Source organism: Shinella sp. 838 (assembly GCF_029623935.1).
Classification (GTDB): Bacteria; Pseudomonadota; Alphaproteobacteria; order Rhizobiales; family Rhizobiaceae; genus Shinella.
This window is the reverse complement of the sequence record NZ_JARSBQ010000001.1, coordinates 168,759-193,572: the sequence shown is the minus strand read 5'-3', so window position 1 is coordinate 193,572 and position 24,814 is coordinate 168,759. Positions and strand designations below refer to the sequence as shown.

Sequence of the window (24,814 nt, the reverse complement as noted above, 5' to 3'; positions counted from 1 at the left end):
CCGCCGGCATCGGTCCTTACTTCTTGCGCAACGTCAATGCCGGATTATGGGCGAAGAAGTTGTGCGGCATGATGTGCACGGTCTTCCACTCCGTCGACATGACCGGCCAGTCTTCCATGCGCGGAATGTGATGGAAGCCGGCGGAGAACCAGGTGACGATGTCCTTGCCCATCAGGTTCTGGTCCTTCTTGACCCATTCGGCGAGCGTGTCCGAGCCATCGCTCTGCATGGCGAACTTGCCGCCGGCATAGCGCTGTTCCGGGTCGTAGACCGTGTTCCAGACCGAATATTCGATATAGGCGTTGCGCTTCATCGGCGGGTCGTTGGCATAGTCGTAGGGACCATAGGCGACGCTGCCGTGATGGATCATCCAGCCGGGCTCATGGCCGAGATACCCTTCGCGTGACGGGTTGGAGATGTGGAAATAGCGCGGCTGCATGGCCGAGAGCTTGTAGCGCGCCTCCATTTCGGTCTTCGGCATATTGTGCTCGACCGTCCACATCGACTTGCGCGGGCTCGACGCATCCAGCTTGGCCGGCACGATGTCCATGGTCGAGAAATGGTTCACCGGCTGGTCGACGTCGAAATCGATGCGGAAGTTGAAGTAGTGGTCATGGTTGGCGGCAACGAGATTCGGCGCGATCAGCGTACCATAGGCGGTGTCCGCCTTCGCCGTCGGGTCCTTCATGGAGGTCGCGGCAACGCCCTTCACCGCATCGAGACCCGTCGCGCCGACATAGATGTTGACCTGGCCGTTCTGCTGCAGGCGATAATCGATGAGATAGTCGTAGTTGCCGACCTCGGAGGCCGTGCGCACGACAAGTTCCGTCGCCGGACGGCCTTCCGCCGGCACCGGGTTTTCCGGCGTCTGCGCGAAAACCTCGAAATGGCGCCAGGCCGGATCGCCGATGTTGCGCTCGAAGACGCAGATCGCATCCGGAATGACGAGCGGCGCGCCCTTGTCGTCGGCGATCGTCGCCGGCAGGAAAGTAGCGTGCGACGGGCAGTCGATACCGGCGCGCAGCGGGCTGAGGAAGAGGCCGAAACCATATTCCCCGCTGTCCATGTAGGTGCGCCAGTACCAGCCCTCCGTCGGATCCATGTAGGGCACGAAAACCTCGGAAAGGTGCGCCTGGTAGATGACCGAGCGCCAGGTGCCGTCGTCGTTGACATCGAGATTGGAGAGAACGAGGCCCGGGCGCTTGTCGACGCGGAAGTTGAAGCGCCAGATATCCCATTCGAGGTGACTGCCATCGATCTTGTAGTTCGGACCGCCTTCCTGCACGAGCGTGACGGGCTTCATTTCCGGGCGGAGCGGTAGGCGCTTGGCGACCTCCTCCTCCGTGTAGCCCCAGCTGTCCTTCGGCGCCTGTTCCACGACACCGGTGTCGATGACGCGCTGCACCTCTTTCTTGCCGATGTCGTAGATGGCGAAGAGCCCTTCGATCGGCTTCGCATAGAAGTTCGAGCCTTCCGGCACCTGGTAGCACGGCACCTTCATCAGGCGGGAGTTCTTGTATTCCTCGGTGAAGAAGTTGCCGCCCGTCAGCGGCAGGCAGAAGGCCTGCTCCGGCTTGAGGCCCCGCTTGGCAAGGCCTGCGATCATGTCCGGATGGCCGAGCGCGCCTTCCAGCGCGTTCATGAACTCGGTGAACAGCACCATCGGCTGGCCTGCTGTCTTGCCGTTGCTCTCGACCGTGCCCTTCGAGATGTTGACGACCGCCTCATTGAACCCGTCGGCGCTGGTGAAATAGACCGTCGCCTTGCGGTCGAGCGCCACGCCTTCCTTCCAGGCCAGCACCTCGGCCTTGGCCGGCTCCTTCAGTTCGATCAGCGGATAGAGCGTATTGTCATCCGCCACCTTCTGCTCGCGCAGGATCTGGTTGATCTTCTGGTATTCCTCGGCCGTCAGCCCGTCGAGCGGATGGGCGGCTGCCGCCCCGGCGGCAAGGCCGAACGCAAGGGCCGTCGTGGCGAGATGTTTCGTCAGTTTCATGATCGTTCCCTCTTTTCGTTTGTTTCTCTCAGGCAAAGACCACCTGGATATCGGTGTATTCGGCAAGCCCTTCCTCGGCGAACTCGACACCGATGCCCGAGGCTTTCACGCCGCCGAAGGGCACATTCGGCTGGATGGCACCGTGTTTGTTGATCCAGACGGAGCCGCAGGCGAGCCGGCTCGCAACCTTCTTGGCGGCCGCGACATCCGACGACCAGACCGAGCCGCCGAGACCGTTCGGGCTATCGTTGGCGAGCCGGATCGCCTCTTCGACGTCGGAATAGCGGATGATCGGCAAAGCCGGTCCGAACTGCTCCTCGTCGACCAGCGCATCGCCGTTGCGAAGGCCTGCGATGAGGGTCGGCGGGAAAAACAGGCCCTCGCCCGGCTCTCCCCCGAGCAGCACCTTGCCTCGCCCCTTCGCATCCGCGACGAGGCGCGAGACCTTGTCGAACTGCATGCGATTCTGGATGGGGCCGAGGATGCTCGCCTCCTCCATGCCGTCGCCGACCTTGATGCCTCGCGCATAGGCGACCAGCGCCTCGCAGACCGCATCGTGGATGGTGTCGTGCACATAGAGCCGCTTCATCGCCGCGCAGGTTTGGCCGTTGTTGATGAAGGCGCCCCAGAAGAGGCCTTCGGCAATCGACACCGGGTCCGCATCGGGCAGGACGATACCGGCGTCGTTGCCGCCAAGTTCCAGCGTCAGGCGCTTCATCGTCTCGGCAGCGGACTGCATGACCCGCTGGCCGGTGGCGCAGGAGCCGGTGAAAACGATCTTGCGGATGTCCGGATGCGCCGACATGGCTGCGCCGAGATTGAAGGCCTGGTCGTCACCCGTCACCACGTTGACGACGCCCGGCGGCAGCACCTCATTCATGATCTCGATCAGCCTCAGGGTGGAAAGCGGGGTATAGGGCGAGGGCTTGACGACGACGGTATTGCCCGTGCGCAGCGCCGGAAGGATATGCCAGACGGCGATCATGACCGGAAAATTCCACGGCGTGATGGAGCCGACGACGCCGAGCGGCTTGCGGGTGAGCTCCACCCGGCCCTGCTCGTTGTCCTGAAGCACGCGCACCGGCAACGAAAGCCCGGTCGTGTACCCCGCCCAGGCGACGGCGCCGCCGACCTCCCAGCGCGAGCCGAGACCGTTGAGCGGCTTGCCCTGCTCCAGCGTGATGATCTCGGCAAGCTCGCCGGCATGTTCCTCGATCTTGGCCGTCACCGCCGCGCAGGCGGCCTGCAGGGCCGCATCGCTCTGCGCCGACCAAGAGACGAACGCCGCCTTGGCGACCGAGACGGCCGCATCCAGCTCCGCCCCACCCATGTTCGGCGCGCGGCCGACCTCCTGGCCCGTCGCCGGGTTGAGAACGGCGAAGTCCACGCCGACGGGCGCCGGCTTGCCGCCGATGGTAGCCTTGAATTCCATCATATCCGCCTCCTCCATGAGCGGCCCGCCTCCTCCGGCGGGCACATATGGTGGCAGAGATTAGAGAGGGGCAGCACACCGGACTTGGACGGCACCGTCCCGCCTTTTGGACAAAAGCGTCAATGGCAGCGCGCGACCGCGCCCGGCGTCGTGCCGTACTTCTTGCGGAACTCGCGATAGAAATAGGAAAGGTCGTTGAAGCCGCAATCGAAGGCAACGGCCGTAACGCCCTCCGCCGCCTGCTCTCCCTTGCGGGCGGAGAGCCGCGCATGGGCAAGCTCCAGCCGCCGATTGAGCAACCGGTGACCGGGTGTTTCCCCGAGCGGCCGAAAATGCCGCTGCAGCATGCGCTCCGAAACGTTGAGGCGGACGGCCAGTTCACGTGGCCCGAAGCCCGGATCCGCGCGGTGGCGATCGATCATCGCAAGCGCACGCGACAGCAGCGTCTCAGCGGCACCGGTCACGCGGCTCGAATGCAGGTAGGCGCCGAGAAGGCACAGGAAAGCTTCGCCGAGTTGCGCCTGCGCCCCTTCCTCCAGCAGCATTTTCGCGATGACCGCGCGCATGGCGAGCCAGAGAGGATCATCGCGCGAGATCGAAAGGCCACCGGTGCATGGCGTACCGAAACGGTGGAGCATCTCGTCGCGCGGGATATGCAGCGACACCTGGTTCGAGCGCTCACCGCGATAGAGAAAGGACGAGGGCTTGAGGGAATCGACAAGGAACATGTCGCCGGGCGAAAGCTCCGCGACCTGATCGCCCTGCTCGACGCGACAGTGGCCCGCATCCTGCACCAGCAGGAAGAAGTATTCGCCGGGATCCTGCCGGATGGAGCGGGTGTTGCGCGCGACTTCGGAGGCATCGAGTGCGACGATGGCCGTATCGAAGGGACCGACACGCCGCGTCGTGACGTCGCCATTGACGACGCCCGTCCGCCCCATCGGCGCCAGATCGAACGAACCGCAGACCCTCCTGATCTCCGCCTCGAGAATTTCTACCGGCACCGGCTTGTGTCCCGGCGTCATCAGCGACTGCATCGTGCCCTCCCCGGCTCTAGCAGAAAGCCTATTCTCCCAAAACTATCTCACCACAGTCCGCAACGCTTGCCTATCGCCGAGAGCCCTTCCCATCCGCAAACGCGCAATCTTTCCGCCCTGCCGCAAGCCGGCAGGCAGTCTTGCCGGAATTGTCTCACCCGGCAAGCACCGAAAAACCACCGGCCTTTGCCGCCCGGCGCAGGCCGTCGCTAGGCGGTTCGGCAAGGCCATCCGCTGCAAGGCGGTCCAGCACCGCCACCACCTCCGAAAGCCCGCGCCCCTCGGCATAGTGCATCGGCCCGCCGCGCCAGCGTGGGAAGCCATAACCATGGATCTTCACGAGATCGATATCGGCGGCGCGGAATGCAACATGCTCTTCCAGGATGCGCGTCGCCTCGTTGACCATGGGCAGGAGAATGGCATCAACGATGCCTGCCTCGTCCCATGCGCGCTGTGCCCGGCTTTCCGCTGCCTCGGCGATGATCGCCGCCACGGTGTCAGAGGGTTTCGGCGCACGGTCGCCCGGCTGGTAGTCGTACCAGCCGCCGCCGGTCTTCTGGCCGTAGCGCTCGAGGGCACAGAGCCGGTCGGCAACGGGCGCAAAAGGCATTTCACCGCGTTCGCGCGCCGCCTTGCGCTGGAAGGCCGCGATGTCGAGGCCGCCGAGATCCTGCGCCTCGAACGGCCCCATCGGCAGGCCGAAGGCGCGCATCGCTGCATCGACCGCCGCAGGCGTCGCGCCCGACAGCAACAGCCGCTCGGCCTGCGCACGTGTCACCTTCAGGATACGGTTGCCAATGAAGCCGTCGCAGATACCGGCGCGCACCGGGATCTTGCCGAGCAGGCGGGCGAGCGCAAAACCCGTCGCCAGCACGTCTGGCGCAGTCGTCCCGGTCGGCACAATTTCCAGCAGCTTCATGATGTGCGCCGGGCTGAAGAAATGCAGGCCGAGGAACCGTTCCGGATGGGCAATGCCTTCGCCTATCGCGTCCGGATCGAGATAGGAGGTGTTGGTGGCCAGCACCGCATCCGGCCGGCAAACCGCAGACAATTTTTCGAAGACGGCGCGCTTGACCGACAGGTCCTCGAACACCGCCTCGATGATGAGGTCCGTATCGGCCAGCAAGCCGTAATCGCCGCTGCCGGCGACGCCGGCCATGCGCGCATCGGCGATGGCCTGCGTCATGCGCCCGCGCTTCACCGAACCGTCGTAGATAGCCCTGACATTGGCGAGCCCACGCTCGACCGCCGCCGCATCGCGCTCAATGAGAATGACCGGCAGACCGGCATCGCGCAACGCCGCAGCGATGCCCGCGCCCATCGTGCCGCCGCCGATGACGGCCGCCGAGCGGATATCGCGCGGCGTGATCCCGGCAAGCTCCGGCGGGCGTGGCGCAGCGCGCTCGGCAAAGAAGACATGGCGCAGCGCCGACGCCTGTTGCGAGCCACGCAGGTCGAGGAAGGTTTCCCGCTCGAAAGCCATGGCACTGGCGAAATCCGTCTCGCTGGCCCGGCGCACCGAGGCAAGCGCCCGGAGCGGAGCGGCCTCCCGCTTCGCCTTGGCGGCCACCGCCTTTTCGGCACCCTCCCAGAAACCGGCTTCAACGGGCGCTACGGCACGGCTGGAGATCGGCTCCGGCCGGGTTTTGCCGGCAGCACCATTCGCAAAGGCAATCGCGCCGGCCAGAAGGTCGCCCTCGATGACAGCATCCACGAGGCCGAGACCTTCTGCCTTCTTCGCGTCAACGGGGCTGCCGCTTGTCACGAGCTCGACGGCAGCCGCCGGACCGATCAGTCGCGGCAGGCGAACCGTGCCACCGGCACCGGGAATGATGCCGAGCTTGACTTCCGGCAGGCCGAGGCTGGCAGAAGCAACGGCCACCCGCCAGGCGCAGCCGAGCGCCACTTCGAGCCCGCCACCGAGCGCGCTGCCATGGATCGCCGCGACCCAGGGCTTCCTGGCGCCCTCGATGGTCGCCACCACGTCCGGCAGATGCGGCGGCTGCGGTGGTTTACCGAATTCGCTGACATCGGCCCCGGCGATGAAGGTGCGGCCGGCGCAGATCAGCACGACGGCTTTCACCGCGGCGTCCGCATCGAGCTTGGCGACGGCCTCGACGAGGGCCTGGCGCAGCGCCTGCGACAACGCGTTGACGGGCGGGTTGTCGATGGTGACGACGGCAATGCCGTTTTCGCTGATGATGCTGACGGTCATGGTGTCATATTCCCAGGTAAGCGGCGCGGATGCGTTCGTCGGCGATGAGGTCGGCAGCGGGGCCGGACATGGTGATGCGGCCCGTCTCCATGACATAACCGCGATCGGCGACCGAGAGTGCGCCGAATGCGTTCTGCTCGACGAGCAGCACGGTGACACCGAGCGCCTTCAGGCTCTTCACCACATCGAAGATCTGCGCGACGAGGATGGGGGCAAGGCCCATGCTCGGTTCGTCGAGCAGCAGGCAGGAAGGGCGGCCCATCAGCGCGCGGGCGATCGCCAGCATCTGCTGCTGGCCGCCGGAAAGGCCGCCGGCCGCAAGATTGCGCTTCTCCCTGAGGATCGGGAACATGGCGAAGGCGTCCTCCCGGTCCCGCTCCACCTTGTCATCGGAAAAGAGATATGCACCGAGGCGCAGGTTCTCCTCCACCGTCAGGTTGGTGAAGATCTGGCGCCCTTCGGGCGACTGGGCAAGGCCGCGCCGCACGCGGGCATGCGCCGGCACCGCCGTCAGCGCCTCACCGCGAAAGACGATGGACCCGGCCGAGACCGGCTGGATACCGGAGAGGCACTTGAGCAGCGTGGTCTTGCCGGCGCCGTTCGCGCCGACCACCGTGACGATCTCGCCGGAGGCGACATCGAGGTCGATGCCGTGCAGCACCTCGATACGGCCATAGCGCGAACGCAGTCCTTCAACCGTCAGCATTTTGCGCCTCCGTCGCCTGGGCACCCAGATAGGCCTCGATGACGCGCGGGTCGCGCGCGATCGCCGCCGGCTCGCCTTCGGCGATCTTCTCGCCATGGTCGAGCACCACGATATGGTTGGAAATACGCATGACCATCTTCATGTCGTGCTCCACCAGCAGGATCGACACGCCCTCGGCCGCGACCTTAGCGATCAGATGGTCGATCTCCTCCGTCTCGACGGCGTTGCAGCCGGCGGCCGGCTCGTCGAGCAGCAACACGCGGGGTTTCAGCGCCAGCGCGCGGGCGATCTCCAACCGCTTCAGCGCGCCATAGGAGAGCGAGCCCGCCTCCTGTTCGGCGGCGCGGCCGAGGCCGACACGGTCGAGCAGCGCACGCGCACTCTCCTCCGACGCCCTGCTGCGGCGGCGCGCGGCGGGCAGCGAGAGGAGATCGGCAAAGACCGAGCCACGCTCGTGCAGGTGATGCCCGACGACGGCGTTTTCGAGCACGCTCATCGACTGGAAGATCTGCAGGTTCTGGAAGGTGCGCGACAGGCCACGCCGCGCCAGAAGGTGCGGCGGCATGCGCGTGACATCCTCTCCGTCAAGCGCGACACGGCCGCGGGCTGGGGCGTAGACCCCCGAGATCATGTTGAACAGCGTCGTCTTGCCGGCGCCGTTCGGGCCGATGACGGAAACGATCTCGCCGGGTTTCAGGGAGAAGCCGACATCGTTGACGGCACGCACGCCGCCGAAATCGATCCCCAAACCTTCGATCTGAAGCAGGCTCATTCTGCCCTCCCCCGGATGCGGCGCGCGATGGAGGGCAGCAGCCCTTCGCGCATGAAGATCATGACCAGCATCATGACGAGGCCGAGCATGAGCTGTTCGTATTCCTGGAAGACCGTCAGCACCTGCGGCAGCGTGGTGAGGATCGCGGCACCGAGAATGGCGCCGAGCACCGACCCCGCGCCGCCCAGCACCGTCATGGTGACCATCTCGATCGAGTGCATGAAGCCTGCGACGTCAGGCGTGATGAACTTGTTCTGCAGCGCCAGAAGCGAGCCCGACACGGAGGCATAGACCGCCGAGAGGATGAAGGCGACAAGCTTGTAGTGCGCGACATCGACGCCGACCGTGCGGGCCGCGACCTCCGACCCGTGCAGCGCCCGCAGCGCCCGACCGGTCGGGCTGTGGTAGAGGTTGAGCGCCAGCCAGGCCCCGATGACAAGGACGAAGCCGGAGAAGGCATACCAGAACTCGGTGTTGGAAAGATCGATGCCGATGGCCTTCAGGACAGCGCGAAGTCCCAGTTCCGGCACCGCCATGCCGTCCGGCCCGCCGGTGAGCTGCGCCTCGTTGGAGAGTACCATCGAGACGAGGATGCCGAAGCCGAGGCTGGCGACGGCGAGATAGTAGCCCTTGAGCCGCAGGATCGGCCGGCCGACGAGGAAGGCGATGGCGGCAGAGAGCGCCGCGCCGAGCAGAGCGGCAAGCGCCGGATGCAGGCCGAGATGGACCGGCGCCAGCGCGCAGGCATAGGCGCCGATGCCGGCAAAACCCGCATGGCCGAGGCTGATCTGTCCGGCATAGCCGATGAGGATGACGAGGCCCGTCACCGCAAGCCCGTTGACGAAGATCAGCGAGCCGACGCGGAAATAATAGGAGGACGGGAAGAAGACCGGCGCGATCGCGATGACCGCGGCGAGGATGAGGAGCGTGGTTGCCTTGCTGGAGAGCCGCATGATCACACCCGATCCGTCGACTTGCGGCCGAACAGGCCCTGCGGCATGGCGAAGAGCACCGCAAGGATGACGACGAAGGCGGCTGCGTCCTTGTATTGCGAGCTGATATAGCCGGCCGTCATAGCCTCCAGGATGCCGAGCATCAGGCCGCCCACGAGCGCGCCCTTGGGATTGCCCATGCCCCCGAGCATGGCGGCAGCAAATCCCTTCAATGCCAGCGCGAGGCCGACATCATAGCTCGTCAGCGTGATCGGCGTCACCAGCACGCCGGCGAGAGCGCCGATGGCGGCCGACATGGCGAAGGAGAGAGTCATCACATAATTGGTGTTGATGCCGACGAGCTGGGCAGCGATGCGGTTGTTCGCCGTCGCCAGTACCGCGCGACCGATGAGGGTGCGTGTGAAGAACAGCCAGAGACAGAAGAAGACGGCAAGCGCACCGGCAATCACCCAGAGGCTCTGCGGCAGGATGGTCGCTCCGCCGATGACGATCGGCTGGTCGCCCGAAAAGGCCGGGAAGCGATGGAGCTGCTTGTCGAAAACGAGCTGTGTCGCGCCGCGGATGAAGATCGAGGCGCCGATGGTGATGATGATCAGCGAGACGACGGGTGCGCCCCGTGCCGGCTCGATCGCCAGCTTGTTGAGCGCAACGCCGACACCCGCCGTGACGATGATGGCGATGAGCGCGGCAAGCGGCAGCGGCAATCCGGCGGCATGCGCGAAGAAGGTGATCATGCCTCCGAGCATGACGAACTCGCCCTGGGCGAAGTTCACGACGTCGGAAGCGTTGTAGATGATCGTGAAGCCGAGCGCGACCAGCGCATAGACCGCGCCGACCGTGATCCCGGAAAGTAGGAATTGCAGGAGTTCGGGCATGAATGCCTCCGCTTCGCGCACGACGGTTTCCGCCGGCCCACAGCCCTGTGGCGCGGGCCGGCAGGCTCGATTACTCGACGATCTTCCAGCCGCCCTTTTCGATCTGCAGCATGCGGAAGGCCGACAGGTCGAGGCCGAGATGATCCTCCGCCGTCATGGTTACCGTGCCGGTCGTACCGACAAGGCCCGCCGTACCTTCGATCGCATCGCGAATCGCCGAAGGCTCGGTGCTGCCTGCCCGCTTGATCGCATCGACGAGAATGCGCAGCGCATCGTGGGCGTAGCCGCCGAAGGTCGAGACCGGCTTGCCGGTCGCCTTTTCATAGGCCTCCTTGTAGGCGACGACGACGGCGCGCTGCGGGTCGTTCTCCGGCAGCAGACCCGCGACGAGAAGCGCCGTGCCCGGCAGGCGCACGCCTTCGGCAGCCTCCGCGCCGGCAAGCTCGATGAAACCATCCGAGGCGACGCCGTGCGACTGGTAGAGCGGCAGGCCGACGGCGAGCTGCGCATAGTTGCGTGTGACGATCGCCGGCCCCTGGCCGAAACCGGGGTTCAGCACGGCCTGCACGCCGTCCTTGCCCTTGATGTTGGTAAGCTGCGGCGTCATGTCGGCATCGGTCGGGCCGTAGGTCTCGTCGGCCAGCACCTCGATACCGTATTCCCCGACGATGGACAGGCACTGCTTGTGCATGGATGCGCCGAAACCGTCGGAGCCGGAGATCATGCCGATCTTGGTGATGCCGTTCTTCTTCATGTCCTCGAAGATCTTCGCGCAGGCCATACGGTCCGTGTGCGGGGTCTTGAAGGTGAAGGGACGGACGGGATCGATGATCTCGATCGCGCCCGCAAGCGAGATGAACGGGACTTCGGCATCCTCGAAGACGGGGATGATGGCCATGGAGGTGCCCGTCGTCGTGCCGCCGATCACGGCGACGACCTCGTCGTCCTCTACCAGGCGGGTGGCGAAGGTGCGCGCCTTGTTCGGGTCGCCACCGTCGTCATAGACGATCAGGTCGATCTTCTCGCCATTGACGCCGCCGGCCGCATTGATCTCCTCAACCAGCATCTTCAGCGTCTTGGCTTCCGGATCGCCAAGGAAGGAGGCAGGGCCGGTCTCCGAAAGGGTCGCGCCGATCTTGATATCGGCAAGGGCCGGCGCGGCAAAGCCGAGGACGAAGGCCAGCGTGCCGGCGAGCGCGGTGGTGGTGAGCGAAAATTTCATGTCGGTTTCTCCTCCCAACAAAGACAAAGGTTAAAGCGAAAACTCCTCACGCCGCCGCGGGGCGGCGCCACATCACCACGCGGAACCGGTTCGCGACGAAAGCCGCATCCGTCAGGCTGGCATTGCCCGCCGGATTGGCACCGGTAACGTGGAAATCGCTGAAGGCGGCGCTCTGGTTGACATAGATGCCGCCGGTCAGGTTGACGGAAAGATTGACGCCCGCCGTGGCGAAACGATCGGCCGCGGCAAGAATCTGGGTTTCATCCGCCGCGTAGAGCGCCGCCGTGATCGCCCCCTTGCGCTCGGCAAGCCTGGCAGCATGGTCGATGCCGTCCTCGACGTCATCAACCGCAACGACGAAAGCGATGGGACCGAAGCGTTCCTCCGCGTAAGAATCCGCATCCGCTGCATCGACGACGAGAATCAAAGGCGTTGCAGTGCGAGCGCCATCGAGGCCTTCGACGGGCGCCGAGTCACGGACGATGCGGCCAAGCGACCGGGCCGTCGCAATGCGGGCGAGCGTCGCCGGATTGGCGATGGCCCCACAGACACCGGCCGCACGCGCCGGATCGGCAAGCAGACCATCGATGGCAGCCGCGATGCCAGCCGCAACCTCGTCGAAACTCTTGTGGCCTTCATTCGTCGCAATGCCGCCGCGTGGGACAAAAATATCCTGCGGCGCCGTGCACATCTGGCCGGAATAGAGCGAGAGCGAGAAGGCGATATTGCTGCACATGCCGGCAAAATCATCCGTCGCACCGATGACGATCGAGTTGACGCCGGCCTCTTCGGTGTAGACATCGGCATGACCGGCGTTTTCGCGCACCCAGGCACCGAACGTATTGGAACCGGTATAGTCGATGATGGCGACGGCAGGATGCTGCACGAGATCCCTGGTGATCTCGGCACCGGGCACATCGGCGGCGAGCAGCACGATATCGGCAGCAAACCCCTCTTCCACGAGCACCTGCCGCGCGACTTCGACGGTGATGGCAAGCGGCAGGATCGCCGCCGGATGCGGCTTGACGATGATGGTATTGCCCGTGACGAGGCTGGCGAAAAGGCCCGGATAGCTGTTCCAGGTCGGGAACGTATTGCAGCCGATGACGAGGGAAATACCGCGCGGCACGATGCGCCAGTGCTTTTCCATGACGATCGGCGCGCCCTTGCCCTGCGGCTTGGTCCAGGTCGCCTGCGCCGGTATGCGGCTCATCTCGGCATGGGCATAGGCGACGGCCTCGAGGCCACGATCCTGCGCATGTGGGCCACCGGCCTGGAAGGCCATGGCGAAGGCCTGGCCCGTCGTGTGCATGACGGCATTCGCCATCTCGAAGCTGCGGGCATTGAGGCGGGCAAGGATTTCGAGACAGATGCCGGCGCGTATGTCCGGCGAGGCCGCGGCCCATTGCGAGGCGACCGCGCGCGAGGCCATGACCAGCATGTCGGCAGAGGCGGCGGGATACGTGATGCCAAGGCTCGGCCCATACGGCGAAACCTCGGCACCGACGCGTCCTTCGGCCGGATGATCGACGAGATCGAACGCCGCATCGAGCCGTGCCGTATAGGCGGCAAGGCCATCGTCCTTTGCCGTTTCACCGTATATCTTGCCACTCGGCACTTCGGGATAGACGGTCCAGAAATCACGCTTGGCGGCCGCTTCGATTGCGGCGGCCAGCGTCGGGCGATGGCGCTCGAAAAGTCCGGTCATCTCTGGCTCCTCCAGTCAGTGCTTTTATAATTGACTGACCGGTCGGTTTATGCAAGAGTTTTTTTACGGTCGCCGCTGGGAAGGGCGACAGGGAGGAACCATGACCACTTCCGACACCATTCTGTCGGCGCTCGCCGATGGCGTTCTGAGCCTCACGCTGAACCGCCCGGACAAGCTTAACGCCTTTAACGACGAGATGCACCTTGCGCTGCGCGCCGGCTTCGAGCGTGCCCATGCGGATGACGCGGTACGCGCCGTACTGCTGACCGGTGCCGGCCGCGGCTTCTGCGCCGGCCAGGATCTCGGCGACCGCGATCCCAAGAAAGGCGTGCCGGACCTCGGCCGCACGATCGAGACCTATTACAATCCGCTGCTGCGCCTCATCCGCAGCCTCGAAAAACCTGTCATCTGCGCGGTCAACGGCGTCGCCGCCGGCGCGGGTGCCAATATCGCCTTTGCCTGCGACATCACGCTCGCCGCCCGCTCCGCCCGCTTCATCCAGGCCTTCGCCAAGATCGGCCTGGTGCCCGATTCCGGCGGCACCTGGAGCCTGCCCCGCCTGATCGGCGAGGCGCGCGCCAAGGCGCTTGCGCTCACCGCAGAACCGCTCGGCGCGGAAACCGCCGCCGACTGGGGACTCATCTGGCGCGCCGTCGACGACGACAGGCTGATGGAAGAGGCGAGCGCTCTCGCCGTACGCCTTGCCGCCGGCCCGACCAAGGGCCTCGGCATGACGAAACGCGCCATCCAGGCCGCCGCCACCAATTCTCTCGACCAGCAGCTCGACCTCGAGCGCGACCTGCAGCGCGCGGCCGGTCGCAGCGCCGACTACGCCGAGGGCGTTTCCGCCTTCCTCGAAAAGCGCAAGCCGGAGTTCTCCGGCAAATGAGCGCCGCCGAGCTTTCTCCGCAAGCGCTCGCCGAAGCCTGCGCCAAGGCGATGTGGGATGACGACAACGCCACCCGTCATCTCGGCATGGAGCTCGTTGCCATCGCACCCGGCGAAGCGGCCATTGTCATGACCATCGCCGAGACCATGACCAACGGCCACGGCACCTGTCACGGCGGCTACATCTTCACACTGGCGGATTCGGCCTTCGCCTTCGCCTGCAACACCTACAACCAGCGCACCGTCGCCCAGCACTGTTCAGTGACCTTCATCGTGCCGGCCTTCCGGGGCGACAGGCTGACCGCGACGGCGAAGGAGGTGTCGCGCCGCGGTCGTGGCGGCATCTACGACATCCGCATCACCAACCAGGAGGGCGAGCATGTCGCGGAATTCCGCGGCCACTCGCGAACAGTCAAGGGCACCCATCTGCCGGAGTGAGGCAGAGGGCACACCATCCCGCATTCTCGGAGGAGATTTTCATGGAAGACCTGTCCCCCCGCCCCGGAGACCTCGAAGCAATCGAGACTGCCTCCCGCGATGAGATTTCCGCGCTGCAGCTTGAGCGCATGAAATGGTCACTGACCCACGCCTACGAGAATTCGCCTTTCTATCGTCAGCGCTTCGACGCGGCAGGCGTACACCCCTCCGACCTCAAGACACTCGCCGACCTTTCAAAATTCCCCTTCACCACTAAGAAGGACCTGCGCGACACCTACCCGTTCGGCATGTTCGCCGTACCCCGTGAGAAGCTGGCGCGCATCCACGCCTCGTCGGGCACGACCGGCAAGCCCACCGTCGTCGGTTACACGAAGAACGACATCGACACCTGGGCGAACGTCGTCGCCCGCTCGATCCGCGCCTCGGGCGGCCGGGCCGGCGATGTCGTGCATGTCGCCTATGGCTACGGCCTCTTCACCGGCGGCCTCGGCGCGCATTACGGCGCGGAACGGGCGGGCTGCACCGTGGTGCCGATCTCCGGCGGCATGACGGAACGCCAGGTCACCCTGATGCAGGATTTCAAGCCGCGCATCATCATGGTCACGCCCTCCTACATGCTCTCCATCCTCGACGAATTCCGCCGCCAGGGCGTCGATCCGCGGGAAAGCTCGCTCGCCGTCGGTATCTTCGGCGCCGAGCCCTGGACAAACGCCATGCGGGAGGAGATCGAGCAGTCCTTCGACATGCACGCCGTCGACATCTACGGCCTGTCGGAGGTCATGGGCCCGGGCGTCGCCAATGAATGCGTCGAAACGAAGGACGGCCTGCACATCTGGGAAGACCATTTCTACCCCGAAATCATCGATCCGGTCACAGGTGCGGTGCTGCCGGACGGCGAGATCGGCGAGCTGGTCTTCACCACGCTCACCAAGGAAGGCCTGCCGATCATCCGCTACCGCACGCGCGATCTGACGCGGTTGCTGCCCGGCACCGCCCGCTCGATGCGCCGCATGGAAAAGGTCACCGGCCGCTCCGACGACATGATGATCCTGCGCGGCGTCAACGTCTTCCCGACACAGATCGAGGAACAGATCCTGAAATGTCGCGGCCTCGCGCCGCATTTCCAGATCGAGCTGACACGCTCGGGCCGCATGGACAACATGACCGTGCATGTGGAGTGCACGCTCGAGGCAGCCGACGAGGGTTCTCGCACGGGTTCGGCCAAGGAACTCGCCCATCACATCAAGAGCGTGGTCGGGGTCTCGACGAAGATCACGGTGCACGAGCCCGGCGGCGTCGCCCGCTCGGAAGGCAAGGCAAAACGGGTGGTCGACAACCGCCCGAAGGAATGAAAGGCCGGGCTGAACAATTCCAGCGATCGCGCGAGGAATGATTTTGCGTCCGGAGTTGTGTAGAAACAAAGAGATGGGGAATCTTCGCCGTTAGAAGAAGGATGAAGGTCCCCTATCCCGGAACCGGGTTGACTGTGTATAGGGAGGGCAGCCACCTTCCCGGAAGCAAGCCGGGCAAAGCAAAGCAGGATAAAATGGCACGCACGCGCGCAGTTGATTTCGAGGAAAAACAGCGCGGCATTCTCTCGAGTGCCGCCGCAGTCTTTGCCGAGATGGGCATGGAGAAAGCCTCCATGTCTATGATCGCCTCGCACAGCAATGTCTCCAAGGCGCTGCTCTATCATTATTATCCGAGCAAGGACGCACTGATCTTCGACATCGTACGCACGCACCTGACGGAGCTGGCAAACGCCATCGAAGCCGCCGACCGACCAGACGTCGCCCCGCAGGATCGCCTGCGGCTTCTCGTGAAGGCCGTGCTGGCGAACTACGAGGGTCGGGACAACGAGCACAAGGTGCAGCTCAACGGCACCAGCGCACTTTCCCCCGAACAGCTTTCCGAACTGCAGGCGATCGAGCGGCAGATCGTCAAGCGCTTCTCCGGCGTCATCCGCGACATCAACCCGGATCTCAACAAGGACCGACCGCTGCTGATGCCCGTCACCATGTCGCTCTTCGGCATGATGAACTGGGTCTATATGTGGTTCCGCCCGAACGGGCCAGTGACGCGGGATGAGTATGCGGATATCGCGACGACGCTGATCCTTGAGGGCGTCAAAGCCGTTACGTAAGCAAAAACTAACCGTCGTCCGACCGTTCCACATCCTTGCCCGTCGCCGCGACCGATTCCAGCCGCTCGGCAAATTCACGCCGCAGCGTGCGGCGCAACTCTGCCGCCTTGTAGCGCCTGGTATCCACCGGATCCGTCGGCTGCAACTCCGGCACACGCACCGGCTTTCCCGCTTCGTCCACGGCGACCATGGTGAAATAACAGGAATTGGTGTGCCGGCGGTGGCCGGAGCGGATGTTCTCCGCCTCGACGCGAATGCCGATCTCCATGGAGGTTCGGCCGGTATGGTTCACCGAAGCGCGAAAGGTGACGAGTTCGCCGACATGGATCGGCTCCTTGAACATCACCTGATCGACCGAAAGCGTCACCGCATATTGCTGCGAATAACGCGAGGCGCAGGAGAAGGCGACGCGATCGAGCAGGTTGAGCAACGCGCCGCCATGAACCTTTCCGGAAAAATTTGCCATGTCCGGCGTCATCAAAACGGTCATTTCCAGGCGGCGCGGGTCCATGCGGTCAGTCTCTCGTTTTGGCCACCATGGTCAGCACGTCGTACTGCGCGACGGTGGCGCCGGTTTGGTTGGTCACGTTGCAATCCCAGCGCACCTCGCCGTGCTCGGCATTGGCGCGCGGGTTGATCTCCTTGCATGTGAGCTGCACTTGCAGCGTATCACCCGGATTGACCGGTGTCAGGAAGCGCAGGTTGTCGACGCCGTAATTGGCCAGCACCGGACCCGGCGCCGGATCGACGAACAGGCCGGCGGCGAAAGAGACGATGAGATAGCCATGCGCCACGCGCCCGTCGAAGAACGGGTTCGCCTTGGCCGCTTCCTCGTCCATATGGGCGTAAAACGTGTCGCCCGTGAAATGGGCGAAATGCTCGATATCGTCGAGCGTCACCGTGCGCGTCGCGGTGATGAGCTGGTCGCCGATCTTCAGTTCCGCCAGCGATTTGCGGAACGGATGCTCACCGCCCGCCCGCGCTTCCGCGCCCGGCAGCCAGCGGCCGGTGACGGCGGAGAGCATGGTCGGCGCGCCCTGGATGGCGGTGCGCTGCATGTAATGCTTTACGCCGCGCATGCCGCCCAGCTCCTCGCCGCCGCCCGCGCGGCCGGGGCCGCCGTGCACGAGGCCCGGCAGCGGCGAACCGTGGCCGGTGGAGGACTTTGCGCTGACGCGGTTGCCGATCATCACGCGGCCATGGAAGGGCGCAAGGCCCAGCACGACCTCTTCGACAAAGGCCGGATCGTTGGTGAAGACCGAGGCGACGAGGCTGCCCTTGCCGCGCCGGGCGAGATCAACCGCCTCTTCCGCCGTGTCATAGGGCATGACGGTGCTGACTGGGCCGAAGGCCTCGACATCGTGCACGGCGCGGGCCGAGCCCGGCTTGTCGCAATAGAGCAGCACCGGATTGAGGAAGGCCCCGGCCACGGCGTCGCCGGACTGGACGCTGGGATTATCAGGATCGCCAGCGACGATCTCGGCGTCGGCGGAGAGATCGCGGATACGGGCGCGAACTTCTTCGCGCTGGTCGAGGCTGGCGAGCGGGCCCATGCGTACGGCTTCGTCGGCGGGATTGCCGATCGCCGTCTTCGCAAGACGCGCGCCAAGACTTTCGATGAGGGCCTCGCTATAGGCGCGCGGGGCGATGACGCGGCGGATCGCCGTACATTTCTGGCCGGCTTTCACCGTCATCTCGCGGGCGACTTCCTTGACGAAGAGGTCGAATTCCTCCGTACCGGGCGCGGCGTCGAGGCCGAGCACGGCGGCGTTGAGGCTGTCGGCCTCCATGGTGAAGCGCACCGAGTTTTCGATGATCGCCTTGTGCGTCTTGAGGCGCTGGCCGGTGGCGGCCGAACCGGTGAAGGTGACGGCGTCCTGTCCTTCGACGTGATCGAGCAGGTCGCCGACCGAGCCGCAGACGAGCTGCAACGCGCCTTCCGGCAGGATGCCGGTCTCGACGATACGGCGGACCATCAGTTCGGTGAGATAGGCCGTCTGGCTCGCCGGCTTGACGATGGCGGGAACGCCGGCGATCAGCGTCGGGGCGAGCTTTTCCAGCATGCCCCAGCAGGGGAAGTTGAAGGCGTTGATATGCACCGCGACGCCCTGCAACGGGGTCAGGATATGCTGCGCGGCAAAGGTGTTGTCCTTGGAGAGCGGCTCCACGTCGCCATCGAGCAGGACGCGGGTGTTCGGCAATTCGCGCCGGCCCTTGGAAGCATAGGAGAGCAGCGTGCCGATGCCGCCCTCGATATCGACCCAGCTATCGGCGCGCGTCGCGCCGGTGGCGGTCGAGAGAGCGTAAAACTCTTCCTTCTTCTCCATCAGCGCCTGGCCGAGTGCCTTCAGCATGGCGGCGCGTTCGTGGAAGGACATGCGCCGCAGCGCCGGGCCGCCCTTGTCGCGGCCGTGGGCGAGGATCGCCTTGAAATCGATGCCGGAGGAATCGATGAAGGCGACCGGATCGCCCGTCGCGGCGTCGAGCAGGGGCACGCCCTCCTTCGCACCGACGACCCAAGCGCCGCCGACATAGCTTTCGAGCCGGCGCGGCCGGTTTGCCATGACGTTCATCTCAATGTCCTTCCTGTTTTTTTCGCAATCACGGACGGAAAACCGCTTCACACTTTTCCTGGGATTGCTCAGTTCAATCCAAGCGCAGCGAGCTGCGCATCGACCTCGGCTCGCCATTCGGCCAGCAGGGTCTCGTTGGGCGTATACCGCAGGCCGAAACGCGACAGCGTTTCGAAGCGGGCGGAGCCGGAATGGCCAAAACTGGCGGCGACGCGCGGATACCAGTAGGCGACGGAAGCCTGCGCTTTGGCGCGGCCCTCCTCGTCACCGGCGATGCACACGAGGCCGGCAAGGCCAAGCTCCGCATGGCGCGTCTCGCGCGGCAGGATGGCGCGGAAAATCTCGGCGAGCGGCTGGTAGGAGACGCGCGACAGTTCCTTCAACTGTACGACGCTCGCCCGGCCCATCAGCACGTTCATGACGACGGCATCCACCCAGCCTTGCAGCGGATAGTGGAAGACGGAGAGGCGCATGTCGCCGCCCTGCCGTGCCGCGCCGATATCGGCCTCGCGGGAAAGCCGCTCGGCCCAGGGATGGTGCACGGCGTAGCGCCCGCCATTCGCGCCGAAGGTTTCCATGACCTGCAAGACCTTGCCGGCGTGATCGGCCTTTTCCAGCACGATGCGGGCGGCGGAGATGCGCTCCTGAATGCCCGGCGCATCGTTGATCGTATCGGCGAAGCCGGCGGAACCGGCCAGTTCGCTGTCGACAAAGCTCGCCATGAGGCGCAAGAGTTCGCCGCGATAGCGCGGCGGCACATTGGCGGGCGAGGAGAGCACACCACCCTCAGCCAGATAGTCTTCGATCGGCATCGTATCGGACATGAAAATTCCCCTTACTGGTCGTAGCTGACGACGATGCGGTCGGTGAGCGGGAAGCACTGGCAGGTCAGCACATAGCCCTGGCGCACCTCGTAATCTTCCAGCGCGTGGTTGACCTCCATCTCGGCCTCGCCCTCAATGATCTTGGCTCGGCAGGTTGAACAGACACCGGCCTTGCAGGCATAGGGCGCGTCCATGGCGTTTTCGAGCGCGGCGTCGAGCAGGCTCTGGCCCTGTTTCGGGAACTTGAAGACGCGGGTCGCGCCGTCGAGCGTGACGGTCGCCTCGCAGGTCGCGCCCTGGTCCGCGCCGTTCGCCTTCTCCACCCTGGCGCGCGCCCGGCCGGGCTGCGAGGAGGCGAAGAGTTCGAACTTGATCTGGTCGTCACGCAGGCCATGCTCACGAAGGGCGGCAGCGATCGCCAGCATCATCGGCTCCGGGCCGCAGATGAAGGCGGTCGTCACAGATTTCGGGTCGATCCAGTTCCTGAACAGCGCCGCGCACTTTTCACCGTCGATGCGGCCGGTGAAGAGGTCGATATCCTGCGCCTCGCTTTCGAGGATATGCAGCACCGAGAAGCGCCCAAGATAAAGGTTTTTCAGGTCCTCCAGTTCCTCGCGGAACATGATCGAGCTGATCTGGCGGTTGGCGTAGACCAGCGTGAAGCGCGCGCGCGGTTCACGTGACAGCACCGTCTTGATGATCGAGAGCACCGGCGTGATGCCGCTGCCGCCGGCAAAGCCGAGATAGTGTTTTGCGGCGTCCGGCTCCAGCGCGGTGAAGAACGCGCCCATCGGGGGCATGGCCTCCAGCGTGTCGCCGGCCTTCAGGCTTTCGTTGACCCAGGTGGAGAAACAGCCGCCGTCGACGCGCTTGATGCCGACCTTCAGGACACCCTCGTCCTTGCCGGCGCAGATCGAATAGGAGCGGCGCAGCTCCTCGTCCTCGAACTTGCGGCGGAAGGTCAGGTACTGGCCTTGCGTGAAGTCGAAGACAGCGCGGTCCTCTTCGGACGGCCGGAGCGTGACCACGACCGCATCGCGCGTCTCGCGGCGAACGTCGGTCACGGTCAGGGAATGAAAACGTGCCATGTGCGGGCCTTCTCCCTAGAGCATTTCCGGCCGGAGCGGCATCGCTTCGGCGTCGGATCATGCGGTAAAAACAGGAAACCAGAGCGTGTCAGGCGAATTCCGGTTCGCCGGAATCGCTTCCGGTCAGATGCACTTGAAATAGTCGAACGGTTCCAGGCAGTCCGTGCAGCGATAGCTCGCCTTGCAGGGCGTCGAGCCGAACTGGCTGATCTTTTCCGTGTTCGCCGAGCCGCAGCGCGGACAGGCGATGGTCAGGTTCGACCGGCCGGAGAGCCGGTCGATGCGTTTCATCAAGACGCCGTCGGTGGCCGTGCCGTCGATCGGCGGGGCGATGCCGTAGTCGCGCAGTTTTTCGCGGCCCTCGGCGCTGATCCAGTCCGTCGTCCAGGCGGGCGAGAGACGGCGCTCCAGCTTCACCTTGGCAAGGCCCTTTCCGGTGAGCGCCGTCTCGATATCGAGATTGATCACCGTGGTGGCGGGACAGCCCGAATAGGTCGGCGTCACCGTCACGACAAGTGTATCGTCCCGCCATTCGACATCGCGGATAATGCCGAGATCGGTGAGCGAGATGACCGGGATTTCCGGGTCCGGCACTTCGGAAAGCCAGTGCCAGACCTCCTTGACCGAGGGACGAAGCGCCGGGTCCATCGCCGCCTCCTACCAGGTCGCGCCCGGATAGGCGCGTTGCAGGAACTGCATCTCGGTGAGGATGAAGCCGAGATGCTCGGTGTGAACGCCGCGCCGGCCGCCCTTGTGCATGTAGCCGTCGGCCGGCTTCTTCAGCGTGCCCTCGGAGAGCGTCTCCGCGACGATCTCGTCCCAGCCCGCCTTGAGGCTTGCGGGGGCCGGGATGATGCCGGCCTCGACCAGTTCGGCGTCGAGCGCATCGCTCATGAACATCTCGCCGGTGAAGGGCCAGAGTTCATCCAGCGCCTCCTGCATGCGGCGGTGGCTTTCCGCCGTGCCGTCGCCGAGGCGGATGACGAGATCGCGGCTGCGGTCGAGATGATAGGAGACTTCCTTGAACGCCTTTTCCGCGATCTCGGCGATGCGGGTGTCGGAGGACCCCTTCAGCGCCTTGAGGAGCAGATAGTGCCAGGCGTCGAACAGGAACTGCCGCATCAGCGTCTTGCCGAAATCGCCGTTCGGGCGCTCGACGATGAGGATGTTGCGGAATTCGTAACCGTCGCGCAGATAGGCGAGATCGTCGGCGGAACGGCCCTTGCCTTCCACCTCGCCGGCAAGGCCGAGCCAGAGCTGCGTCTGGCCGATCAGGTCGAGCGCGGTGTTGGCGAGCGCGATATCCTCCTCCAGCGCGGGCGAGTGCCCGCACCATTCGGAAACGCGATGGCCGAGGATCAGCGTGTTGTCGCCGATGCGCAGCAGGAATTCGAGAAGCGCCGCGCCCGACATCACATGTGCCCCACTTCGTCCGGAATGTCGAAGAAGGTCGGGTGACGATAGACCTTGGAATTCGACGGATCGAACAGCGGGCCCTTTTCCGAGGGCGCGCTGGCGGTGATTTCTGAGGATTTCACCACCCAGATGCTGACGCCCTCGTTGCGGCGCGTATAGACGTCGCGGGCGTTGTTGATCGCCATCTCGGCGTCGGGCGCGTGCAGGCTCCCGACGTGGCGATGGTTGAGGCCGTGCTGGCCCCGGATGAAAACTTCCCAAAGCGGCCATTCGCTGGACATCGTGCTCTCTCCCTTACTCGGCGGCGATTTTTGCCGCAGCGCGGCGGTCGGCGGCCTTTTCGGCATGCGCCGTCAGGCCGTCGCGGAACCAGGCGCCGTCATTCCAGGCCTTCTTGCGGGCGTTGAGGCGCTCCGCATTGCACGGGCCGTTGCCGGCGATCACGTTGAAGAATTCCTCCCAATCCGGCTCGCCGAAATCGTGGCCGCCCTTTTCCTCGTTCCACTTGAGGTCCGGATCCGGCACGGTGAGGCCGAGATATTTTGCCTGCGGCACGGTCTGGTCGACGAATTTCTGGCGCAGCTCGTCGTTGGAGTTCTGCTTGATCTTCCAGGCCATCGACTGCGCCGAATGCACGGAGGCATCGTCCGAGGGGCCGAACATCATCAGCGACGGCCACCACCAGCGGTTCAGCGCATCCTGCACCATGGCCTTCTGGGCAGGCGTGCCCTTCACCATCTTCATCAAGACGTCATAGCCCTGACGCTGGTGAAAGCTCTCTTCCTTGCAGATGCGCACCATGGCCCGCGCATAGGGGCCGTAGGAACAGCGCTGCAGCGGCACCTGGTTCATGATCGCCGCGCCATCGACCAGCCAGCCGATTGCGCCGATATCGGCCCAGGTCAGCGTCGGATAGTTGAAGATCGAGGAATATTTCGCCTTGCCGGAATGGAGTTGCTCATACATCTCGTCGCGGCTGACGCCGAGCGTTTCGGCGGCACAGTAAAGGTAAAGGCCGTGGCCCGCCTCGTCCTGCACCTTGGCGAGCAGGATGGCCTTGCGCTCCAAGGTCGGCGCACGGGAAATCCAGTTGCCTTCCGGAAGCTGGCCGACGATTTCCGAATGGGCGTGCTGGCTGATCTGGCGCACCAGCGTCTTGCGATATCCTTCAGGCATCCACTCCTTCGGCTCGATCTTCTGGCCGGCGTCGACGCGCTCCTGAAAGGCGCGCTCCACGGGGTCCATCTCGTCGAGGGACCGGACGCGAGCGGCATCGGTCTTCACCATCTGGGCATACATGGTCTTTCCTCCTTGCTGGCGCGTCAGACGCGCTCGAGAATGATTGCGATGCCCTGACCGACGCCGATGCACATGGTGCACAGTGCATAGCGCCCGCCCTGGCGGTGGAGCTGATAGGTGGCTGTCGTGACGAGCCGCGCGCCGCTCATGCCGAGCGGATGGCCAAGCGCGATGGCGCCACCGTTCGGGTTCACATGCGGCGCATCATCCGGCAGGCCGAGATCGCGCAGAACCGCGAGCGCCTGCGAGGCGAAGGCTTCGTTGAGTTCGATGACGTCCATCTGGCCGAGCGTCAGGCCGGCGCGTTCCAGCACCCGGCGCGCCGCCGGCGCGGGGCCAAAGCCCATGATGCGCGGCTCAAGCCCCGCCGCCGCCATGGCGACGACGCGCGCCTTCGGCGTCAAGCCTTGCGCCTTGGCGGTCGCCTCATTGGCGATGAGCAGCGCGGCCGCGCCGTCGTTGACGCCCGAGGCGTTGCCGGCGGTGACAGAGAGGTCCGGGCCGTTGACGCCCTTCAGCTTGGCAAGCTGCTCGGCCGTCGTGCCGGGACGGGGATGTTCGTCGGTGTCGACGACCAGCGGATCGCCCTTCTTCTGCGGCACGGAAACGGACACGATCTCATCGGCAAAAAGGCCGGCCTCATGCGCGGCCGCCCAACGGGCCTGGCTCAGCGCAGCAAAAGCATCCTGGTCCTCGCGGCTGACGGCAAAGTCTGCGGCGACATTGTCGGCCGTCTGCGGCATGGAATCGACGCCGAAGGCCTTCTTCATCTTCGGATTGACGAAGCGCCAGCCGATCGTCGTGTCATAGACGGCATTGGCACGCGAAAAGGCGCTGTCGGCCTTCGGCATGACGAAGGGCGCGCGGCTCATGCTCTCGACGCCGCCGGCGATGACGAAATCGCAGTCGCCGGCGCGGATGGCGCGGGCGGCCATGCCGACGGCGTCCATACCGGAGCCGCAGAGGCGGTTGACGGTGGTGCCGGGAATGGAGACGGGAAGGCCGGAGAGCAGCACGGCCATGCGGCCGACATTGCGGTTGTCCTCGCCGGCCTGGTTGGCGCAGCCGTAGATGAGATCGTCTACTTTCGACCAGTCGACGCCTTGATTGCGCGCCATCAGCCCGCTGAGCGGCACGGCGGCCAGATCATCAGCACGCACCGACGACAGCAGCCCGCCATAACGGCCGATGGGCGTACGAACGGCGTCGCAGATAAAGGCTTCGGACAC

At 65.0% G+C, this 24,814-nt stretch carries 23 protein-coding genes; 4 read left to right on the top strand and 19 right to left on the bottom strand.

The window, feature by feature from the left end:
* Positions 1-16 precede the first annotated feature (16 nt).
* The 10 genes from P9A16_RS00905 to paaN all read right to left on the bottom strand — a co-directional run bounded on the left by P9A16_RS00905 (position 17) and on the right by paaN (position 12,916).
* The gene (locus P9A16_RS00905) at positions 17-1,996 is read right to left on the bottom strand and encodes a copper amine oxidase (RefSeq protein ID WP_024271330.1); all 1,980 of its coding nucleotides are present in this window, start codon (positions 1,994-1,996) and stop codon (positions 17-19) included.
* A gap of 28 nt (positions 1,997-2,024) precedes the next feature.
* Positions 2,025-3,431, bottom strand: a complete 1,407-nt coding sequence (locus tag P9A16_RS00900; protein WP_037408855.1) for an aldehyde dehydrogenase family protein — start codon at positions 3,429-3,431, stop codon at positions 2,025-2,027.
* Between the two features lie 116 nt (positions 3,432-3,547).
* Entirely contained in the window at positions 3,548-4,465 is a 918-nt protein-coding gene (locus P9A16_RS00895) for a helix-turn-helix domain-containing protein (protein ID WP_023512761.1), read from the bottom strand.
* A gap of 154 nt (positions 4,466-4,619) precedes the next feature.
* Positions 4,620-6,680: a 3-hydroxyacyl-CoA dehydrogenase NAD-binding domain-containing protein gene (locus P9A16_RS00890; protein WP_023512762.1), complete on the bottom strand. Its 2,061-nt coding sequence runs from the start codon at positions 6,678-6,680 to the stop codon at positions 4,620-4,622.
* Between the two features lie 4 nt (positions 6,681-6,684).
* Complete coding sequence (locus P9A16_RS00885) at positions 6,685-7,386, bottom strand: ABC transporter ATP-binding protein (RefSeq protein ID WP_023512763.1); 702 nt, start codon at positions 7,384-7,386, stop codon at positions 6,685-6,687.
* On the bottom strand, positions 7,373-8,158 hold the full coding sequence (locus P9A16_RS00880; RefSeq protein WP_278025509.1) for an ABC transporter ATP-binding protein: 786 nt from the start codon (positions 8,156-8,158) through the stop codon (positions 7,373-7,375). The genes P9A16_RS00885 and P9A16_RS00880 overlap by 14 nt, the downstream gene beginning before the upstream one ends.
* Positions 8,155-9,111 (bottom strand): branched-chain amino acid ABC transporter permease, encoded by a 957-nt coding sequence (locus P9A16_RS00875; protein WP_023512765.1) that lies wholly within the window; start codon positions 9,109-9,111, stop codon positions 8,155-8,157. Before P9A16_RS00875 ends, P9A16_RS00880 begins: the two co-directional genes overlap by 4 nt.
* A 2-nt stretch (positions 9,112-9,113) precedes the next feature.
* Entirely contained in the window at positions 9,114-9,986 is an 873-nt protein-coding gene (locus P9A16_RS00870) for a branched-chain amino acid ABC transporter permease (RefSeq protein WP_023512766.1), read from the bottom strand.
* 70 nt (positions 9,987-10,056) lie between these two features.
* Complete coding sequence (locus P9A16_RS00865; protein WP_023512767.1) at positions 10,057-11,208, bottom strand: ABC transporter substrate-binding protein; 1,152 nt, start codon at positions 11,206-11,208, stop codon at positions 10,057-10,059.
* A 46-nt stretch (positions 11,209-11,254) separates the two neighbouring features.
* Entirely contained in the window at positions 11,255-12,916 is a 1,662-nt protein-coding gene (gene paaN, locus P9A16_RS00860) for a phenylacetic acid degradation protein PaaN (RefSeq protein ID WP_023512768.1), read from the bottom strand.
* Between the two features lie 100 nt (positions 12,917-13,016).
* On the opposite strand from paaN, the gene paaG reads away from it, so the two are divergent.
* The 4 genes from paaG (at position 13,017) to P9A16_RS00840 (ending at position 16,385) form a co-directional block, all read left to right on the top strand.
* Positions 13,017-13,805 carry a 2-(1,2-epoxy-1,2-dihydrophenyl)acetyl-CoA isomerase PaaG gene (gene paaG, locus P9A16_RS00855; RefSeq protein WP_278025508.1) on the top strand — a complete coding sequence of 263 codons (789 nt, stop codon included), beginning with the start codon at positions 13,017-13,019 and terminating at the stop codon, positions 13,803-13,805.
* Entirely contained in the window at positions 13,802-14,242 is a 441-nt protein-coding gene (gene paaI / locus P9A16_RS00850) for a hydroxyphenylacetyl-CoA thioesterase PaaI (RefSeq protein ID WP_023512770.1), read from the top strand. Before paaG ends, paaI begins: the two co-directional genes overlap by 4 nt.
* A gap of 41 nt (positions 14,243-14,283) precedes the next feature.
* Positions 14,284-15,594, top strand: a complete 1,311-nt coding sequence (paaK, locus tag P9A16_RS00845; RefSeq protein WP_023512771.1) for a phenylacetate--CoA ligase PaaK — start codon at positions 14,284-14,286, stop codon at positions 15,592-15,594.
* Positions 15,595-15,788: 194 nt separating this feature from the next.
* Entirely contained in the window at positions 15,789-16,385 is a 597-nt protein-coding gene (locus tag P9A16_RS00840; RefSeq protein WP_024271329.1) for a TetR/AcrR family transcriptional regulator, read from the top strand.
* Between the two features lie 7 nt (positions 16,386-16,392).
* Here P9A16_RS00840 and P9A16_RS00835 read toward each other — a convergent pair whose 3' ends face one another.
* From P9A16_RS00835 to pcaF, 9 genes are all read right to left on the bottom strand, one after another.
* Entirely contained in the window at positions 16,393-16,896 is a 504-nt protein-coding gene (locus P9A16_RS00835; protein ID WP_023516155.1) for an acyl-CoA thioesterase, read from the bottom strand.
* Between the two features lie 4 nt (positions 16,897-16,900).
* Positions 16,901-18,958: a phenylacetic acid degradation bifunctional protein PaaZ gene (paaZ, locus tag P9A16_RS00830; RefSeq protein ID WP_023516154.1), complete on the bottom strand. Its 2,058-nt coding sequence runs from the start codon at positions 18,956-18,958 to the stop codon at positions 16,901-16,903.
* A gap of 68 nt (positions 18,959-19,026) precedes the next feature.
* Complete coding sequence (locus tag P9A16_RS00825; RefSeq protein ID WP_023516153.1) at positions 19,027-19,782, bottom strand: Phenylacetic acid catabolic protein; 756 nt, start codon at positions 19,780-19,782, stop codon at positions 19,027-19,029.
* Positions 19,783-19,793: 11 nt separating this feature from the next.
* Complete coding sequence (gene paaE / locus P9A16_RS00820) at positions 19,794-20,870, bottom strand: 1,2-phenylacetyl-CoA epoxidase subunit PaaE (RefSeq protein WP_023516152.1); 1,077 nt, start codon at positions 20,868-20,870, stop codon at positions 19,794-19,796.
* Positions 20,871-20,993: 123 nt separating this feature from the next.
* The gene (gene paaD / locus P9A16_RS00815; protein ID WP_023516151.1) at positions 20,994-21,518 is read right to left on the bottom strand and encodes a 1,2-phenylacetyl-CoA epoxidase subunit PaaD; all 525 of its coding nucleotides are present in this window, start codon (positions 21,516-21,518) and stop codon (positions 20,994-20,996) included.
* Between the two features lie 9 nt (positions 21,519-21,527).
* Entirely contained in the window at positions 21,528-22,283 is a 756-nt protein-coding gene (paaC, locus tag P9A16_RS00810; RefSeq protein ID WP_023516150.1) for a 1,2-phenylacetyl-CoA epoxidase subunit PaaC, read from the bottom strand.
* A complete protein-coding gene (gene paaB / locus P9A16_RS00805) occupies positions 22,283-22,567 on the bottom strand; it encodes a 1,2-phenylacetyl-CoA epoxidase subunit PaaB (protein ID WP_023516149.1) in 285 nt (94 codons plus the stop codon). The genes paaC and paaB overlap by 1 nt, the downstream gene beginning before the upstream one ends.
* A 13-nt stretch (positions 22,568-22,580) precedes the next feature.
* Positions 22,581-23,585 (bottom strand): 1,2-phenylacetyl-CoA epoxidase subunit PaaA, encoded by a 1,005-nt coding sequence (paaA, locus tag P9A16_RS00800; RefSeq protein WP_024271328.1) that lies wholly within the window; start codon positions 23,583-23,585, stop codon positions 22,581-22,583.
* A 23-nt stretch (positions 23,586-23,608) separates the two neighbouring features.
* On the bottom strand, positions 23,609-24,814 hold the full coding sequence (gene pcaF / locus P9A16_RS00795) for a 3-oxoadipyl-CoA thiolase (RefSeq protein ID WP_023517488.1): 1,206 nt from the start codon (positions 24,812-24,814) through the stop codon (positions 23,609-23,611).

Coding starts and splice junctions, on each gene's coding strand:
- P9A16_RS00825 (WP_023516153.1), bottom strand. CDS start 19,782: ATGTCCGATACGATGCCGATCGAAGACTATCTGGCTGAGGGTGGTGTG.
- P9A16_RS00840 (WP_024271329.1), top strand. CDS start 15,789: ATGGCACGCACGCGCGCAGTTGATTTCGAGGAAAAACAGCGCGGCATT.
- paaE (WP_023516152.1), bottom strand. CDS start 20,870: ATGGCACGTTTTCATTCCCTGACCGTGACCGACGTTCGCCGCGAGACG.
- P9A16_RS00865 (WP_023512767.1), bottom strand. CDS start 11,208: ATGAAATTTTCGCTCACCACCACCGCGCTCGCCGGCACGCTGGCCTTC.
- P9A16_RS00895 (WP_023512761.1), bottom strand. CDS start 4,465: ATGCAGTCGCTGATGACGCCGGGACACAAGCCGGTGCCGGTAGAAATT.
- P9A16_RS00880 (WP_278025509.1), bottom strand. CDS start 8,158: ATGAGCCTGCTTCAGATCGAAGGTTTGGGGATCGATTTCGGCGGCGTG.
- P9A16_RS00900 (WP_037408855.1), bottom strand. CDS start 3,431: ATGATGGAATTCAAGGCTACCATCGGCGGCAAGCCGGCGCCCGTCGGC.
- paaG (WP_278025508.1), top strand. CDS start 13,017: ATGACCACTTCCGACACCATTCTGTCGGCGCTCGCCGATGGCGTTCTG.
- paaB (WP_023516149.1), bottom strand. CDS start 22,567: ATGTCCAGCGAATGGCCGCTTTGGGAAGTTTTCATCCGGGGCCAGCAC.
- paaZ (WP_023516154.1), bottom strand. CDS start 18,958: ATGAACGTCATGGCAAACCGGCCGCGCCGGCTCGAAAGCTATGTCGGC.
- paaN (WP_023512768.1), bottom strand. CDS start 12,916: ATGACCGGACTTTTCGAGCGCCATCGCCCGACGCTGGCCGCCGCAATC.
- paaK (WP_023512771.1), top strand. CDS start 14,284: ATGGAAGACCTGTCCCCCCGCCCCGGAGACCTCGAAGCAATCGAGACT.
- paaD (WP_023516151.1), bottom strand. CDS start 21,518: ATGGACCCGGCGCTTCGTCCCTCGGTCAAGGAGGTCTGGCACTGGCTT.
- paaA (WP_024271328.1), bottom strand. CDS start 23,585: ATGTATGCCCAGATGGTGAAGACCGATGCCGCTCGCGTCCGGTCCCTC.
- paaI (WP_023512770.1), top strand. CDS start 13,802: ATGAGCGCCGCCGAGCTTTCTCCGCAAGCGCTCGCCGAAGCCTGCGCC.
- P9A16_RS00835 (WP_023516155.1), bottom strand. CDS start 16,896: ATGGACCCGCGCCGCCTGGAAATGACCGTTTTGATGACGCCGGACATG.
- paaC (WP_023516150.1), bottom strand. CDS start 22,283: ATGTCGGGCGCGGCGCTTCTCGAATTCCTGCTGCGCATCGGCGACAAC.
- P9A16_RS00905 (WP_024271330.1), bottom strand. CDS start 1,996: ATGAAACTGACGAAACATCTCGCCACGACGGCCCTTGCGTTCGGCCTT.
- P9A16_RS00890 (WP_023512762.1), bottom strand. CDS start 6,680: ATGACCGTCAGCATCATCAGCGAAAACGGCATTGCCGTCGTCACCATC.
- P9A16_RS00870 (WP_023512766.1), bottom strand. CDS start 9,986: ATGCCCGAACTCCTGCAATTCCTACTTTCCGGGATCACGGTCGGCGCG.
- P9A16_RS00885 (WP_023512763.1), bottom strand. CDS start 7,386: ATGCTGACGGTTGAAGGACTGCGTTCGCGCTATGGCCGTATCGAGGTG.
- P9A16_RS00875 (WP_023512765.1), bottom strand. CDS start 9,111: ATGCGGCTCTCCAGCAAGGCAACCACGCTCCTCATCCTCGCCGCGGTC.